Source organism: Aeromonas sp. FDAARGOS 1418, assembly GCF_019048585.1.
Taxonomy (GTDB): Bacteria; Pseudomonadota; Gammaproteobacteria; order Enterobacterales; family Aeromonadaceae; genus Aeromonas; species Aeromonas caviae.
This window is the reverse complement of the sequence record NZ_CP077387.1, coordinates 847142-862365: the sequence shown is the minus strand read 5'-3', so window position 1 is coordinate 862365 and position 15224 is coordinate 847142. Positions and strand designations below refer to the sequence as shown.

The 15224-nt window shown below is 63.3% G+C and carries 14 protein-coding genes; 10 read left to right on the top strand and 4 right to left on the bottom strand.

Going from position 1 to position 15224, the window contains the following annotated elements; genetic code table 11:
- Nucleotides 1-126: 126 nt before the first annotated feature.
- Nucleotides 127-1653, top strand: coding sequence for a nitric oxide reductase transcriptional regulator NorR (gene norR / locus I6L48_RS04095; protein ID WP_139737139.1), 1527 nt, complete (start codon nt 127-129; stop codon nt 1651-1653).
- Nucleotides 1654-1736: 83 nt separating this feature from the next.
- Here the strand turns inward: norR and I6L48_RS04090 are convergent, their stop codons facing one another.
- On the bottom strand, nt 1737-2741 hold the full coding sequence (locus tag I6L48_RS04090) for a substrate-binding domain-containing protein (protein ID WP_216987788.1): 1005 nt from the start codon (nt 2739-2741) through the stop codon (nt 1737-1739).
- Nucleotides 2742-3176: 435 nt separating this feature from the next.
- On the opposite strand from I6L48_RS04090, the gene I6L48_RS04085 reads away from it, so the two are divergent.
- The 6 genes from I6L48_RS04085 (at nt 3177) to I6L48_RS04060 (ending at nt 9052) form a co-directional block, all read left to right on the top strand.
- Nucleotides 3177-4298, top strand: a complete 1122-nt coding sequence (locus I6L48_RS04085; protein ID WP_039041003.1) for a branched-chain amino acid ABC transporter substrate-binding protein — start codon at nt 3177-3179, stop codon at nt 4296-4298.
- A 66-nt stretch (nt 4299-4364) separates the two neighbouring features.
- Nucleotides 4365-5291 (top strand): high-affinity branched-chain amino acid ABC transporter permease LivH, encoded by a 927-nt coding sequence (livH, locus tag I6L48_RS04080; protein ID WP_010672383.1) that lies wholly within the window; start codon nt 4365-4367, stop codon nt 5289-5291.
- A gap of 82 nt (nt 5292-5373) precedes the next feature.
- Nucleotides 5374-6642, top strand: coding sequence for a high-affinity branched-chain amino acid ABC transporter permease LivM (locus I6L48_RS04075; RefSeq protein WP_039041002.1), 1269 nt, complete (start codon nt 5374-5376; stop codon nt 6640-6642).
- Entirely contained in the window at nt 6639-7412 is a 774-nt protein-coding gene (gene livG, locus I6L48_RS04070) for a high-affinity branched-chain amino acid ABC transporter ATP-binding protein LivG (protein WP_010672381.1), read from the top strand. Before I6L48_RS04075 ends, livG begins: the two co-directional genes overlap by 4 nt.
- A 10-nt stretch (nt 7413-7422) precedes the next feature.
- Nucleotides 7423-8124 carry an ABC transporter ATP-binding protein gene (locus I6L48_RS04065; RefSeq protein ID WP_010672380.1) on the top strand — a complete coding sequence of 234 codons (702 nt, stop codon included), beginning with the start codon at nt 7423-7425 and terminating at the stop codon, nt 8122-8124.
- An 82-nt stretch (nt 8125-8206) separates the two neighbouring features.
- Nucleotides 8207-9052, top strand: a complete 846-nt coding sequence (locus I6L48_RS04060; protein WP_113069283.1) for an AraC family transcriptional regulator — start codon at nt 8207-8209, stop codon at nt 9050-9052.
- Here I6L48_RS04060 and I6L48_RS04055 read toward each other — a convergent pair.
- Nucleotides 9031-9624, bottom strand: coding sequence for a LysE family translocator (locus tag I6L48_RS04055; RefSeq protein WP_010672378.1), 594 nt, complete (start codon nt 9622-9624; stop codon nt 9031-9033). The two genes, I6L48_RS04060 and I6L48_RS04055, sit on opposite strands and share 22 nt — an antisense overlap.
- 163 nt (nt 9625-9787) lie before the next feature.
- On the opposite strand from I6L48_RS04055, the gene glpE reads away from it, so the two are divergent.
- The gene (gene glpE / locus I6L48_RS04050) at nt 9788-10111 is read left to right on the top strand and encodes a thiosulfate sulfurtransferase GlpE (RefSeq protein ID WP_005307320.1); all 324 of its coding nucleotides are present in this window, start codon (nt 9788-9790) and stop codon (nt 10109-10111) included.
- Nucleotides 10112-10140: 29 nt separating this feature from the next.
- Nucleotides 10141-10974: a rhomboid family intramembrane serine protease GlpG gene (gene glpG / locus I6L48_RS04045; RefSeq protein ID WP_049636383.1), complete on the top strand. Its 834-nt coding sequence runs from the start codon at nt 10141-10143 to the stop codon at nt 10972-10974.
- A 288-nt stretch (nt 10975-11262) separates the two neighbouring features.
- Here the strand turns inward: glpG and I6L48_RS04040 are convergent, their stop codons facing one another.
- Nucleotides 11263-13680, bottom strand: a complete 2418-nt coding sequence (locus I6L48_RS04040; protein WP_113069285.1) for a VolA/Pla-1 family phospholipase — start codon at nt 13678-13680, stop codon at nt 11263-11265.
- Between the two features lie 301 nt (nt 13681-13981).
- Between I6L48_RS04040 and I6L48_RS04035 the strand changes: the two genes are divergently transcribed.
- Complete coding sequence (locus I6L48_RS04035) at nt 13982-14239, top strand: accessory factor UbiK family protein (protein ID WP_010672374.1); 258 nt, start codon at nt 13982-13984, stop codon at nt 14237-14239.
- Between the two features lie 138 nt (nt 14240-14377).
- Here I6L48_RS04035 and fre read toward each other — a convergent pair whose 3' ends face one another.
- On the bottom strand, nt 14378-15076 hold the full coding sequence (gene fre / locus I6L48_RS04030) for an NAD(P)H-flavin reductase (RefSeq protein ID WP_010672373.1): 699 nt from the start codon (nt 15074-15076) through the stop codon (nt 14378-14380).
- Nucleotides 15077-15224 lie beyond the last annotated feature (148 nt).

Below are 15224 nucleotides of genomic sequence, written 5' to 3'. Positions count from 1 at the left end.
CTAATGCAGCGGACGTGCCAAATTGTAACCCATTGTTTTTAATGGCTTCGCATATCACTCGTTGTCATTAAGACACCAGACCTTTATAGTCAAAATCACAAACATACTGTCATTTGGACAATTATCGTGATCTCGACCGACAGCCTGGCGCGCATCGCCCTCGACCTGCAACTCGGCATCTCCCATCAGGACCGCTTCCACCGCCTGATCCAGAGCGTGCGCAGCCTGCTGAACTCGGATGCCTCGGCCCTGCTGCGCTACGAGGGGGGCCAGTTCATCCCGCTGGCCATCGACGGCCTGATGCAGGACGTGCTGGGGCGCCGCTTCGCCCTCAAGGATCACCCGCGCCTCGAGGCCATCGCCCGCGCCGGGGATGTGGTGCGCTTCCCTGCCGACAGCGCCCTGCCCGACCCCTATGACGGCCTGCTGCCGGATCACGACGACTTCAAGGTACACGCCTGCGTCGGCCTGCCGCTCTTCTCGGATCAGGCGCTGATCGGCGCCCTGACCATAGACGGCATGAACCCGACCCAGTTCGACGGCATCAGCGACGAGGAGCTGCGGCTGGTGGGGGCTCTGGCCGCCGCCGCCCTCGACAACGCCCTGCTGCTGGAGCGGCTCGCCCGCCAGAGCAGCGAACCCCTCGCTCCCTCCACCCAGAATGGGCCGGGCCAGCCCGAGATGATTGGCCGCTCCCCCGCCATGGCCCGGTTGCGCCACGAGATAGACGTGGTGGCAAGCTCCGAGCTGAATGTGCTGATTTTGGGGGAGACCGGGGTCGGCAAGGAGCTGATCGCCAAGGCGGTGCATGGCGGCTCGCCCCGCGCCCATGCCCCCCTGGTCTACCTCAACTGCGCCGCCCTGCCGGAGTCGGTGGCCGAGAGCGAGCTGTTCGGTCACGTGAAGGGGGCCTTCACCGGCGCCATCCACAATCGGGCGGGCAAGTTCGAGCTGGCGGACAAGGGCACTCTGTTTCTCGACGAGATAGGGGAGCTCTCCCTGGCGCTGCAGGCCAAGCTGCTGCGGGTGCTGCAATACGGCGATCTGCAGCGGATCGGTGACGACACCCCGCTCAAGGTGAATGTGCGCATCCTGGCGGCCACCAACCGGGATCTGAAACAGGCGGTGGTCGAGGGGCAGTTTCGGGCCGACCTCTACCACCGGCTGAGCGTGTTCCCGATCCACGCCCCGGCACTGCGGGAACGCCCAGGCGACATTCCCCTGCTAGCCGGTTATTTTTGCGAACGCTGCCGGCTCGGCCTGGGGCTGGAGCAGCTGCGTATCCAGCCACAAGCGCTGCAACTGCTCGAGCGCCACGACTGGCCCGGCAACGTGCGGGAGCTGGAGCACGCCATCCACCGCGCCGCCGTGCTGGCCAGGGCCGAACAGGGCAGCCCCTCGCCGACCCTGAAACCCCATCACTTCAACCTGGGACCGACGGGCTCATCCCTGCCCGCCGACACCGTCAGCCAGCCCGCCTCCCCGGCCATTGCCGGCCTGGGCCTTCGCGCCGCCACCGATCTGTTCCAGCGCCAGCTCATCGAGCAGACCCTGACCGCCCATGACGGCAACTGGGCCGCCACCGCCCGGGCGCTGGATCTGGACGGCGGCAACCTGCACCGCCTCGCCAGGCGGCTCGGCCTCAAGGCCTGACGCCCCCAGATACCATAGGGGCCCAAAAACAGAAACCCCCTCGCTGGCGAGGGGGTTTCTTGTTCATGGCACCCGTGGCGCCGTCAGCGCAGGGACTTGACCGAGCGACGGACGATGAGCTCGGGCTGGACCGTCATGGACTCCACTTCCAGCTCCTTGTTGCGGATCCGGCTCACCAGTTGCTGCACCGCCAGCAGACCGAGCTCGGCCTTGGGGTGGCGGATGGTGGTGAGCGGCGGGCTGGAGAAGCGCGCCATCTCCACGTCGTCATAGCCGATCATGGAGATATCGTCCGGCACCTTGACCCCGGCCTCCCAGGCGGCGCAGATGGCACCGATGGCCATGGGATCATCGAAGGCAAAGACCGCGGTCGGGCGAGGGGTGAGGGCCAGGATGCGCTGCATGGCATCGAAGCCGCTCTGGCTCTCGTAGTCCCCTTCGATGATCTGCTCTTCTTTCAGGGTCATCCCCTGTTCAGCCAGGGCATCGCGCACCCCGTCCAGCCGTTGCTGGGTAGTCGGCTTGGCGAGATGGCCGGTGATGCAGACGATGTTGGTGTGGCCCTGCTCCAGCAGATGGCGCACCGCCAGACGCGCGCCGATGCGGGCGTTGTCGTTGATCACGTTGGCGAAATCGCACTCGTTGCCCCAGTCCAGCACCACTTGCGGCACGTTTTTGTGGATACGCAGCATGTCCCTGAACTGGGTGTCGATATCGGTCCCCAGCACCAGCAGACCGTCGACCCGCTTCTCCATCAGCATGCGCAGATAGTGCTGCTGGCGGGGCGGCTGGTTCTCGGTGTTGCACAGGATCAGGCTGTAACCCTGCTCGAAGCAGTAGGCTTCCACCCCCTGTACCACTTCCGCGAAGAAGGGGTTGGCACTGGTGGTCACCAGCATGCCAATGGTCTTGGTCGAATTGATCTTGAGACTGCGCGCCACCGAGTTGGGCGCGTAGTTCAGCTCTGCCACCGCCTCAAGCACTTTCTGGGTTGCGTCTTCGCTGACCCGACGGGTGTGATTGAGTACATGTGAGACGGTGGAGATGGATACGCCTGCGCGCGAGGCGACATCCTTGATAGTTGCCATCTCTGTCTCCTGAATAACAAAGGCGGAACAGTAGCAGATTTCCCGAATAAAGGCTTGGTTTTAACGGGCGCTGCCAGTGAATTATCAATGCTGGCTAATCTATGCGGTCATTTCTTTTTGCGCAAACGGATTTTGGTCAAAATGAGAGCGGACGCAGAATGAAATATCGTCAGTTTTTTACTCTGGAAATTGTCACCATGACAATTTGTTATCTGTATGTTGCACCACATTAACGACATTAAAATCCAGTAAACAGCAATAAACTGCGTGTTAGTTTCACAAAACCCCTCTCGCGCCTGCTCCGGTTAGTATCTTTAACATCTTGTTATTGCCCGGCGAGGAATGATAGAACCTTATCTATCGCCGGGCTGGCGGGATACAGGCTCGGAATGACGTGCATAAAATGAAACAATTCACTGATTAAGGGACGAATCAATGCATAACTTCAGCAAAATGGCAGTCAGAGCAGCGGTTTCTTTGGCTCTGTTTGGATCAGTTTCCATGGCCAATGCGGCCGATACCATCAAGATCGGCATCGCCGGCCCCCTGACCGGCCCGGTCGCCCAGTACGGTGACATGCAGTTCACCGGCGGCAAGATGGCGGTCGAGCAGATCAACAAGGCGGGCGGCATCAAGGGCAAGCAGATCGAAGCCGTCATCTATGACGATGCCTGCGATCCCAAGCAGGCCGTGGCCATCGCCAACAAGGTGATCAACGACGGCGTCAAGTTCGTGGTCGGCCACCTCTGCTCCGACAACACCCTGCCCGCCTCCGACATCTATGAAGATGAAGGGGTCCTGATGGTCACTCCCGCCTCCACCAACCCCAAGATCACCGAGCGCGGTTACCAGCTGACCCTGCGCACCATCGGTCTGGACAGCGACCAGGGCCCGACCGCCGCCAAGTACATCATCGAGCAGGTCAAACCCCAGCGCGTGGCCGTCATCCACGACAAGAAACAGTACGGTGAAGGCATCGCCTCCAGCGTGAAAGCCGCGCTGGACAAGGCAGGCGTCAAGGTCGTTGCCTATGAGGGCATCACCGCCGGCGACAAGGACTTCTCCGCCCTGATCGCCAAGCTGCAAAAAGAGAACGTCGACTTCGTCTACTACGGCGGCTACCACCCCGAGCTGGGTCTGATCCTGCGCCAGGCTGGCGAGAAGGGTCTGAAGGCCAAGTTCATGGGTCCGGAAGGCGTGGGCAACAAGGACATCTCCGCCATCGGCGGCCCGGCTTCCGAAGGCCTGCTGGTGACCCTGCCGAACAAATATGACCTGGTGCCGGCCAACGCCCCCATCGTAGAAGCGTTCAAGGCCAAGGGTCAGGACTCCTCCGGTCCGTTCGTGTGGACCACCTACGCCGCCATGCAGGCCCTGGCGGCCGGTATCGCCAAGGCGGGCGAGGATGATCCGGCTGCCGTCGCTGCCGCCATCAAGGCCGCACCGATCGACACCGTGATGGGCCCCCTGACCTGGGCACCGAACGGTGACCTGAAAGGCTTCGAATTCGGTGTCTTCCAGTGGCACGCCGACGGTACCTCCACTCAACTCAAATAATCTGCCGGTCGGGGTGACGTGAGTCACCCCTCCTTTCTTTGCGGGCAAGTACACAGGGAACGCGGTATGTCCGAACACCTTCTTTATCTGGTTCAGCAGTTGCTGAACGGATTGACCATAGGCAGCACCTATGCGTTGATCGCCATCGGCTACACCATGGTCTACGGCATCATCGGCATGATCAACTTCGCCCACGGCGAGGTCTACATGATCGGCTCCTATGTCGCCTTCATGGTGATGGCCGGGCTCATGATGATGGGCATCGACAGCACCGTGCTGCTGCTGGGGGGAGCCTTCCTGGTCAGCATCATCATCACCGGCAGCTATGGCTGGTCCATAGAACGGGTGGCCTATCGTCCACTGCGGGGCGGCAACCGCCTGATCCCCCTCATCTCCGCCATCGGCATGTCGATCTTCCTGCAGAACATGATGCGGATGGCCCAGGGCTCGCGTGACATCGCCATGCCCACTCTGATCTCCGGGGGCTGGACCCTCGGCGGCGAGGATGGCTTCCAGGCCAGCCTCTCCTACATGCAGCTCATCATCTTCGTGGTGACCTTCGTCACCATGCTGGCGTTGACCCAGTTCATCGGCCGCTCCCGCATGGGGCGTGCCTGCCGTGCCTGTTCCGAAGACATCAAGATGGCCAACCTGTTAGGGATAGACACCCATGTGGTCATCTCCATCACCTTCGTGCTGGGGGCCGCCCTGGCCGCCGTCGCGGGGGTGCTGCTCGGCATGTACTACGGTGTCATCAACCCCTATCTCGGCTTCATGGCGGGCTTGAAGGCCTTCACCGCCGCGGTATTGGGCGGCATCGGCAGCATTCCCGGTGCCGTGCTGGGCGGCCTGCTGCTCGGCGTGGTGGAAGCGCTCACCGCGGGCTATCTCAGCACCGAGTACAAGGATGTGATGGCCTTTGCCCTGCTCATCTTCGTGTTGCTCTTCATGCCCACCGGCATCCTGGGTCGTCCGGAGGTCGAGAAGGTATGAAAAACCAATCTATGCATGCCCTCGTGCTGCTGTTCATGACCATCACTGGCATTCTCGGCCGTCCGGAAGTGGAGAAAGTCTGATGAAACGTCAATTTATCCATGCCTGCATCGCCAGCCTGGTGCTGCTGGTGCTCTCCTTCTGGCTGCTCGGCTTCAAGCTGGAGACCGATGGCTCCCGCCTGCTGGTGGTGAGCCGCCTCGATGTGTCGCTGGCCTGGCTGCTGGGGGGCGCCACCATCGTCTTCTGGTTCCAGATGCTGCGCGGCCAGATAAGCCGGCTGTTCCAGGCCTCCATCAGCGGCTTCTCCGTCGGCTTCACCAAGTTGGTGCTGCCAAGCCCCGAAGAGGCCCCCAAGCTCTATAACCTCACCGCCGTGCTGGTGCTGCTGTTTGCGGTGAGCTGGCCCTTCATGGCCTCTCGCGGCGCCATCGATCTGGCCACCCTCACCCTGATTTACATCATGCTGGGGCTGGGACTGAACGTGGTGGTGGGCCTCGCCGGTCTGCTCGACCTCGGCTACGTCGGCTTCTATGCGGTCGGCGCCTACAGCTACGCCCTGCTCAACACCTACTTCGGTCTGAGCTTCTGGGAGTGTCTGCCCATCGCAGGTCTGCTGGCGGCCACCTTCGGCTTCCTGCTCGGGTTCCCGGTGCTGCGGCTGCGGGGGGACTACCTGGCCATCGTCACCCTGGGCTTTGGCGAGATCATCCGCATCCTGCTCAACAACATGACCACCCTGACCGGCGGTCCGAACGGGATCTCCGGCATTCCGAAACCGACCCTGGGGGGGCTCGAGTTCAACCGCACCGTCAAGGATGGGGGCTTTGGCACCTTCCACGACTTCTTCGGCATCGCCTACAACGCCAACCACAAGGTGATCTTCCTCTACCTGATGGCCCTGGTGCTGGTAGTGGCGACCCTGTTCGTCATCAACCGCCTGCTGCGCATGCCGCTCGGCCGTGCCTGGGAGGCGCTGCGGGAAGACGAGATCGCTTGCAAGTCCCTGGGGCTCAACCCCACCATCATCAAGCTGACCGCCTTCACCATAGGCGCCTGCTTCGCGGGCTTTGCCGGCAGCTTCTTCGCCTCCCGCCAGGGCTTCATCAGCCCGGAATCCTTCGTCTTTATCGAGTCGGCCATCGTCCTTGCGATTGTGGTGCTGGGAGGCATGGGATCCCAGATCGGGGTCGTGCTGGCGGCCATCGTGATGACGGTGCTGCCGGAGCTCGCCCGCGAGTTCAACGAATATCGCATGCTGATGTTCGGTCTCTTGATGGTATTCATGATGATCTGGCGGCCGCAGGGACTGCTGCCCATGAGTCGACCCCATATGGAGCTGCGTAAATGAGCAACAATCAACCATTGTTGGATGTCTCAGATCTGTCGATGCGCTTTGGCGGCCTGCTCGCAGTCAACGGCGTCAAGCTGGATGTGGAAAAGGGGGAGGTGATCTCCATCATCGGCCCCAACGGGGCGGGCAAGACCACCATCTTCAACTGCCTGACCGGCTTCTATCGCCCGAGTGGCGGTGTCATTCGCTACAAGGGTGAGGAGATCCAGGGGTTGCCCGGCCACCTCATCGCCCGCAAGGGCATAGTGCGGACTTTCCAGCACGTGCGCCTGTTCAAGGAGATGACGGCGGTGGAAAACCTGCTGGTGGCCCAGCACAGGCATCTCAATACCGGCTTCATCGCCGGCCTGTTCAAGACCCCCTCCTTCCGCCGCGCCGAGAAAGAGGGGCTGGAGCAGTCCGCCTTCTGGCTGGAAAAGGTGGGCCTCAAGGATCTCGCCAACCGCGCCGCGGGCAACCTGGCTTACGGCCAGCAGCGCCGCCTCGAGATCGCCCGCTGCATGGCGACCCGGCCCGAGCTGCTGATGCTGGATGAACCGGCCGCAGGCCTCAACCCCAAGGAGACCGACGAGCTCAACGAGCTCATCTCCAACTTGCGGGACGAGTTCGGGGTCTCGGTGCTGCTGATCGAGCACGACATGAAGCTGGTGATGGAGATCTCCAACCGCATCTTCGTGGTCAACCAGGGCACCCCGCTGGCCCACGGCAAACCGGACGAAATCCGCAGCAATCCGGCGGTGATCAAGGCCTATCTGGGCGAGTCGTAAGGACAAAAAGATGTTAGAACTTCGCAACGTATCGACCCATTACGGCAAAATTCAGGCGCTGCACGACGTCAGCGTCGAGGTGAAAGAGGGGGAAATCGTCACCCTGATCGGCGCCAACGGCGCCGGCAAGACCACTCTGCTGATGACCCTGTGTGGCGAGCCCAAGCCCAGCAGCGGTTCCATCTGGTTCGAGGGGGAGCAGATAGACTCCCTCACCACCGCCCGCATCATGCGCAAGGACATCGCCGTGGTGCCGGAGGGGCGCCGCATCTTCGCCCGCCTCACGGTGGAGGAGAACCTGCTGATGGGGGCCTTCTTCGTCGACAAGGCGGAGCAGCGCGGCCTGCTGGATCAGATTTTTACCCTGTTCCCCCGCCTGCACGAGCGGCTGGAGCAGCGGGCAGGCACCATGTCCGGCGGCGAGCAGCAGATGCTGGCCATCGGCCGCGCCCTGATGAGCAAGCCGCGCCTGCTGCTGCTGGATGAACCCTCCCTGGGACTCGCGCCCATCGTCATCCAGCAGATCTTCGACACCATAGAGCAGCTGCGCCAGAAGGGGATGACCATCTTCCTGGTGGAGCAGAACGCGAACCAGGCGCTCAAGCTGGCGGATCGCGGCTATGTGCTGGAGAACGGCCGGGTGGTGCTGCAAGACACGGGAGAGGCCCTGCTGGCCAACCCCGCCGTCCGCCAGGCCTATCTCGGCGGCTGAGGATGCAGCAACCATCGTCACCCTTCCCCTGCCGCGCTCCCCGAGCCCGGCAGGGGAACAGCCCCCCGCCGAGGAGCACATTGTGAGCCGTGCGCGGGCGACGCAGGATCAGCACCACTTCTGGCACGATCCCGCCCTGCCCTTCATCGAGGCGCGGGCGGTGCAGGATGGCCGGCGCGTCTGCTACGACAAGCACAGCCACCCCCACTTCTCCATCGGCGCCATCACCGGCGGCCACAGCCACTACCTCAACCAGCGCAGCCTGCAAGAGGTCGGCCGCGGCAGCCTGGTGCTGATGAACCCGGAAGAGGTGCACGCCTGCAATCCCGTCGCTGACCAGCCCTGGTCCTATCTGATGTTCTACATCGACAACCTCTGGTTGCAGCGCCAGCAGGAGGAGGCCGGGCTCGGCAACGCGTTTCGCCCCTTCGACATGACCGCAAGCCGGGATCCCCTGCTCTACCAGGGGCTCTGCCGGCTTCATCGGCAACTGGTGGAGGAGCCGGATCCCCTGGCTCGCGAAGTGGCCTGCCACCTCTTCAGCCGCCAGCTTCTGGCCAGGCTCACCCCGGCCAAGTGGGATGACCGCCCTCCCCAGCACCTGCAGCGAGCCGCCGAGCTGATGCAGGACGAGAGTACTTGCGCCCTCACCCTGGCACAGCTGAGTGCGGTGGCCGGGCTTACCCCTTCCCACTTCGTGCGCGCCTTCAGCCGCCACTACGGCATGACGCCCCACGCCTACCTGCTCGATCAGCGCATTCGCCACGCCCGCACCCTGCTGCGCCAGGGGCAGCCCCTGGCGGAAGTGGCCCTTGCCAGCGGTTTTGCCGATCAGGCCCACTTCCAGCGCCAGTTCAAACGCCGGGTGGCCGCCACCCCGGGCCAGTACAGAGCGCAGCTCGCCCCTCAGGACGAGCGCACCAGATAGGCGGCGCTGAGCAGCAGCAAGAGCGCCATGGCCCGATTGAACCAGCGCAACCGGCGAGGAGAGACCAGCCACCCCTGCAATCGGCTGCCCGCATAGGCCCAGCAGGCGATGGAGCCGAGGCAGATCACCAGATAGATGCCGGTAAAGAGGGCGATCTGGCTCATGCCGCCCGCGATCCCATAGGCTCCCATCCCCATGCTGGCGGCGAGCCAGGCCTTGGGATTGAGCCACTGCATCAAGGCCCCGTACCAGAAGGCGGGGGGTACGCCCTCCACTTCCTCCACCTCGCCGCTGTCCACCAGCAACTGCCAGGCCATCCAGCCGAGAAAGAGCACGCCGCCCCAGTGAATGGCCCCCAGCGCCACAGGCCAGCGGGACAGGGCACCGCCAAGACCCAGCCCCATCAGCAGGAGCAGCAGGATGAAGCCGAGGGTGGCCCCCACCACGTGGCGCAGGCTGGCCGTGAAACCGTACCGGGCGCCGGTGCCAAGGGCGACCAGATTGACCGGCCCCGGGGAGATGGACATGGCCAGGGCAAACCCGGCCATGGATAACAGCAGACTGAATTCCATGGATGATGCTCGTTCAATTGAGGGAAGCCCGAGCCTACCCGGCCCGGGCGGCCCGATATTGAAGAAAATTGCGATCCCCTGGATGCCGCCTCCATTGCACACTTAGCGCAAACCGCCGCTTGCGGTAAACTGCCCTTCAACCTTCCATTTTCAGGACATCTCAATGGACCAGTTTGCCCATATCAGCGCCCATGATGCCCACCAGAAGCTGAGCGCAGGCGAAGCCCGTCTCGTGGACATTCGCGATCCCCAATCCTTCGAGACGGCCCACGCGGTCGGCGCCTTCCACCTCACCAACGGCACCCTGGTTCGCTTTATGAACGAGGTGGACTTCGATACCCCTGTCATCGTGATGTGCTATCACGGCAACAGCAGCCAGGGGGCGGCCCAGTACCTGCTGCAACAAGGCTATGACGAGGTCTATAGCCTGGATGGCGGTTTCGAGGCCTGGCGCAGGGAGTTCCCCATCCAGGCGGGGGACGCATGACAGAGGCGGGTCGTTCCTCCTCGACCGGCATGATCCAGCTGCTGGTGCTGGGCGACGCCCGCATGGCCCAGGCGCTGGTGGATTATCTCGCTACCCTGGGCATTCCGTGCGAGCTGACCCAGTCCGAGCTCGGCGTCTCGGTCTGGCTGGCGGACGAACGGCGCCTCGCCCAGGCCCAGCAGGAGGTCAAACGCTTCCTGAGCGAACCCAATCATCCCCGCTACATGGAGGCCTCCTGGCAATCCGGCCATGCCGATGCCCGGATCGACTACAGCAAGGGGATGACGGATCCGGTCACCGACTTCCTCCACCAGGCGGGCCCCCTGACCCTGGTGGTCATCATCGCCTGCCTGGCCATCTACGCTCTGGATGCCATCGGCCTGCCCATCTTCGACGAACTCGCCTTCCACCCCACCCTGGCCCAGTTCACCGACTGGCAGGCCTGGCGCTACGTCACTCCGGCCTTCATCCACTTCTCGGTGCTGCATCTGGTGTTCAACCTGTTGTGGTGGTGGTATCTCGGTGGCCAGATAGAGCAGCGCCTCGGCAGCGGCAAGCTGTTCATCCTGCTCATCGTCGGGGCGGCCCTGCCCAATATCGCCGAGTTCTTTGCCAGCGGCCCGCGCTTTGGCGGCCTCTCCGGGGTGGTCTATGCCCTGCTCGGCTACAGCTGGCTGCGAACCAGGCTGCAACCGGATTGCGGCCTCGCCATGCCGCCAGCCCTGATGGGCTTCATGCTGGTCTGGCTGGTGCTCGGCTTCTTGGACATGCTCGGCACCCCCACCGCCAACATGGCCCATTTGGTCGGCCTGCTGGTCGGCCTTGCCCAGGGCTGGCTGGACAGACACCACAGGCCGGGGTGACGCCTGGTTGCCGGCAACGGCTCGGCAACCAAAGCCACCACCAACCTGGCTCACCTGGCAGGCCTGCTGGTCGGCCTTGTCCAGGGCTGGCTGGACAAACACCACAGGCCGGGGTGAGGCCTGGTTGCCGGCAACGGCTCGGCAACCATAGCGACCACCAACATGGCTCACGGGCCTGCTGGTCGGCCTTGCCCAGGGCTGGCTGGACAGGCATCACAGGCCAGCCTGAGCCGATTTGCCATAAAAAAACGCCGCCCCAAGGGGCGGCGTTTTTATTGGTCGGCCGGCTTACTGCTTGAGCAGGCTGCCGTCGGTCACCTTGACCGCGGTACCGCCGCTTGCGAAGAAGCTGCCGAACTGGGTCTGCATCTCGGTGGTGACGGCGCCGGTCGGATCGAAGTTCTCGTCCGGTGCCAGCAGCGAGCTGTGACCCCCGGCCACGAAGCGGGCCGCTCTGTGGTTGGCGGCGCCGGTGGCGGTCAGCGGTTGCAGGGCCAGGACCTTGAACAGCGGCTCGGTGCCACCCAGGGGGGCGGTGGCGATGCTGTTCGGGATCACCCGATCCGACAGGCTCAGGGCACCGTCGCCGACGATTTCGGTGGCAAACAGCGGGAAGTCCGCCGCGATACCGCTCCCCAGGTTGATGGGGTCTGCCGAATCCAGCACCGACTGCGCCGCGAAGCTGTAGCTCTGCAGGGTGCTGGCCGCCGTGGCCTGGGTGGCCGCATCCTGGCTCGGCAGGAACTCGTTGACGAAGCAGGTCGGTACTGCCGTCTTGCAGTTCGGGGCGTAGGCGGTGAAAGCTGCCTTCAGGGCCGCACTGCCAGCGGTCAGCACGCTCATCTGGATGGTCGGACCGAAGGTCGGCGAGTTCAGCAACAGCGGCGCTATGCCGCCACCCGGCATGGCCAGGCCGCCAGTGTCGAACTTGAACAGGGCGTCTGCCGTCGGGTTGCCAACAGACTGGTTGGCCACCGCCAGCAGGTTGGCCCCCGCGATGGCACCCAGAGAGTGACCCAGGAAGTGCACCTTGAGGCTGCCTGCGGTGCCGATGGCGCCCTTGGCATTGGCCAGCCCCACTGCCAGACGCAGGCCCAGCAGATCCGCCACGCTCTGTTTCAGGTTGTCGCGGGCCACGGTCAGGTAGCTCAGGTTCAGGTAGGGGGTCGGGTTGTCGGAGGTGGTTACCGAGTCCATGCTGCCGGTCAGGGCGAAGCCGCGTTCACCATGCAGGGGATGATCGATCACCACCACGGCCACGTTCTTGCTCGCCTGGGCACCGGCACCAATCTGGCCAAGGGCCAGGGCATAGGCGTTCTCCTTCACCGAGGTGACGCCGTGCTGATAGATGATCACGTCGGTGATGTTCGCCAGCGGTGCGGCGGCGAAGATCCGCATCGGGACGGACTGCACCTCTTCCAGTGCCGGCAGCGGGTTGAAGCGCCCGATATTCATCTCGGGATCCAGCGCCTTGCCGCCGGAGGTGAGGGTCACCCCGATCAGCTTGCTCGCCTCCGCCAGCAGCTCGGCCTGACGGCTCGGATCGGCGATGAGTTCGCCCAGCAGGGCCGGATCCACACCCGCCCCCACCAGGCCGCCGATCACTTCGGCATCCTGGGCCTTCAGGGCGTTCGCGATGGCGTAGAGGCTGGGGATGGCACCGTGCCAGGACTGGGTCTTCGCCTTGTCCCAGGAGCCGGCGGTGGCCGGGGAGGAGAGGAAGTAGGGCAGCTTGACGGTACCGCTGTAGACGGTGGTACCCAAGGCCAGATTGTGGAGTGGAGTGCCGTCACCAAAAGCGGCGGCAATCGCATCCTTCTGCTCCTGGGGCAGGAAGTTCTCGGCGTCCAGCTGGGTCAGGAAGGGGCTGCCGCCGCTCACCGACAGGGTATAGGTGCCAGGCAGGCTGGTATTGCCCAGGGCGTCCTGCTTCCACAGAGCGGCGGCGTCCAGGGTCGGGCTCTTGAGCACGGATGCGGCCGCCCCTTTCACCGCCACCAGCACGTCGGCGCCGGACTGGGTACCGAACCAGTCGGAGAAGATCACGTGGTCGCTGGTGATACCGGTGGCAGTCTTGAACAGACCTTCCTGCAGCGCAATCAGGCCGCTGATGGTCTGCTCCTGGGCGTTGCTGCCGGTGCTGGTCTTGTAGTTGCTGTAGTCGCTACCCGGTCGCAGGGGGGCGCCAGTGCTGTCTTTGAGGGTATCGGTCGCCACTATCATGTAGTAGGAAGAGGGGTTGAGCGGCTTGAGCGGCACCAGATTCAGCTTGCCGGTCGTCTCGGCCACCACGAAGTCCACCCCGTAGGTCAGCACCTTTTTCACGCCGCTCGGACGCAGGGCCGCACTGTCAAACTCCAGCTCCATCAGGTAGAGGGGTGCCACGGAGGCTGCGAATTCAGCAGCGGCCGGCGCCTTGACCTGGATGCCGGAGGCCGTCACCGGCACGATCTGGATCGCCTGGGTAGTCGACCAGCCATCCAGGGTGGAGAGGGCGGACACCGGGTTGGAGAGATCCGCCGTTTCCGTGGAGAATTTCAGGGTACCGTCGGTCGCACGGGCTGCCAGGGCGCTGGGTCGGACTGCATTGGAGCCGCTCAGCAGATAATCGAGATAGCTTGAGGTATCGCCTGTGTTGTCGTCACTGCCACCACAACCGCTCAGCAGCGCACTGACGACGGCCGCGTAAATTAGCTTTTTCTTCATATCCTTATCTCTTTTATGTTGTTATCCATGATGAGCCTGACGGGGTAGGGTTCAAACCCGACCGAATCATATTAACAGCAACGCAACAATTAATAAGCCTCTGGTCAGTCATCTGATCTGATTTTTTTGTGTACACCATCAAGGAATTGGAATTGATCCCCGGCGTCACAGGGTAGCAGCCAGGGTGCATCAACCAGACCCGACCAGAGCCCGATGGGATCCATGGCGCAAAAAGCCGCTCCGATCTCGGCAAAGGAGACGATTTGTCGGTAGAATGGCGCCATTGCTTAAGGAGACCCCCATGATCGACCCGAAAAAACTGGAAGAGATCGCCAAACAGATACACAACGCCCTGCCCCCCGGCATTCGCAGCATGGGTGAAGAGGTGGAGAAAAAGACCCGTCAGGTCTTGCAGGCCCAGCTCAACAAGCTGGATCTGGTGAGCCGCGAGGAGTTCGACGTGCAGACCAAGGTGCTGCTGCGCACCCGGGAGAAGCTGACCGCCCTCGAGGCCAAGCTGGCCCAGCTCGAGCAGCAGCTCGCCGCCAAGGGCGAATGATCCGGCGTGACCCGCCGTAGATAGCACAAACCCCAGCCAGGCTGGGGTTTGTCGTTTTCATGGGGACAACGAGTTTCTCATCCCCCCTCTCTCGCAAGACGATAAGGGGGCAGATCGACGCACTGCGGTTGGCCGTGGTCAGATAAACTCGTAGGCATCGCCGAAGATGCGCTCTGGCTCGGCGCCCAGCACCTTGAACTCTTCCCGCGCGGCACCGGCCATCTCGAATCGGCCCGCCACATAGATGTCGTAGTCATGCAGGCTGACGAAGTCATCCATGATGGCCTTGTGCACCAGCCCGGTCCTGCCGGTCCAGTCGCTCTCGGGCTCCTGCACCACGGGAATGAAGGTCAGCGGCGCGTAGTCGCGCTCCCACTGCTGCATCTGCTCCAGCTCGTAGAGCCAGTGCGCCTGGCGTACCCCCCAGTAGAGGAACACCGGACGCTTGCTGCCACTGCCGATCAGGTATTCCAGGATGGCGCGGGCATAGGAGAAGCCGGTGCCGCCCGCCATCAGGATCAGCGGTCGGGGGGATTCGTCGCGCAGGAACGCTTTGCCGGCGGCCAGCTCGACCTCGATCTCTCCCTGCTCGCGCATGCGGGCCAGCACCTGACCGGCATAGGCATTCTCGGGAGTGGCACCGATCTGCAGCTCCAGCACGCCGGAGCGGGTCGGCGAGTTGGCGATGGAGAAGGGGCGCTTGTCCGAATCGCTCATCACCACCAGCAGATACTGGCCCGGCTTGAAGCTCACCTCCTGCTGCGGCGCCAGCGCCACGTGCCAGATGGTGTCGACATATTCGCGCAGTTCCTCTACGCGGCACTTGATACGTTGCATTCTTGTCCTTGTGAGGGGCCTGCCCGGCCCGCTTCGCTCATGGTTTCACTGTTTTTATGGCGACCAGTTGGTGGTCAGGTCCGTCGAGCATACCCAATTCGGCACGGCAATACCGCACTTTTGCGTCACAATGGCCGCGCCGCATCGG

Bases quoted from the DNA above. Each gene is read 5' to 3' on its own strand.
- fre (WP_010672373.1), bottom strand. From the start codon at position 15,076: ATGCAACGTATCAAGTGCCGCGTAGAGGAACTGCGCGAATATGTCGAC.
- I6L48_RS04065 (WP_010672380.1), top strand. From the start codon at position 7,423: ATGTTAGAACTTCGCAACGTATCGACCCATTACGGCAAAATTCAGGCG.
- I6L48_RS04085 (WP_039041003.1), top strand. From the start codon at position 3,177: ATGCATAACTTCAGCAAAATGGCAGTCAGAGCAGCGGTTTCTTTGGCT.
- I6L48_RS04055 (WP_010672378.1), bottom strand. From the start codon at position 9,624: ATGGAATTCAGTCTGCTGTTATCCATGGCCGGGTTTGCCCTGGCCATG.
- glpE (WP_005307320.1), top strand. From the start codon at position 9,788: ATGGACCAGTTTGCCCATATCAGCGCCCATGATGCCCACCAGAAGCTG.
- livH (WP_010672383.1), top strand. From the start codon at position 4,365: ATGTCCGAACACCTTCTTTATCTGGTTCAGCAGTTGCTGAACGGATTG.
- glpG (WP_049636383.1), top strand. From the start codon at position 10,141: ATGATCCAGCTGCTGGTGCTGGGCGACGCCCGCATGGCCCAGGCGCTG.
- I6L48_RS04040 (WP_113069285.1), bottom strand. From the start codon at position 13,680: ATGAAGAAAAAGCTAATTTACGCGGCCGTCGTCAGTGCGCTGCTGAGC.
- I6L48_RS04075 (WP_039041002.1), top strand. From the start codon at position 5,374: ATGAAACGTCAATTTATCCATGCCTGCATCGCCAGCCTGGTGCTGCTG.
- livG (WP_010672381.1), top strand. From the start codon at position 6,639: ATGAGCAACAATCAACCATTGTTGGATGTCTCAGATCTGTCGATGCGC.
- I6L48_RS04035 (WP_010672374.1), top strand. From the start codon at position 13,982: ATGATCGACCCGAAAAAACTGGAAGAGATCGCCAAACAGATACACAAC.
- I6L48_RS04090 (WP_216987788.1), bottom strand. From the start codon at position 2,741: ATGGCAACTATCAAGGATGTCGCCTCGCGCGCAGGCGTATCCATCTCC.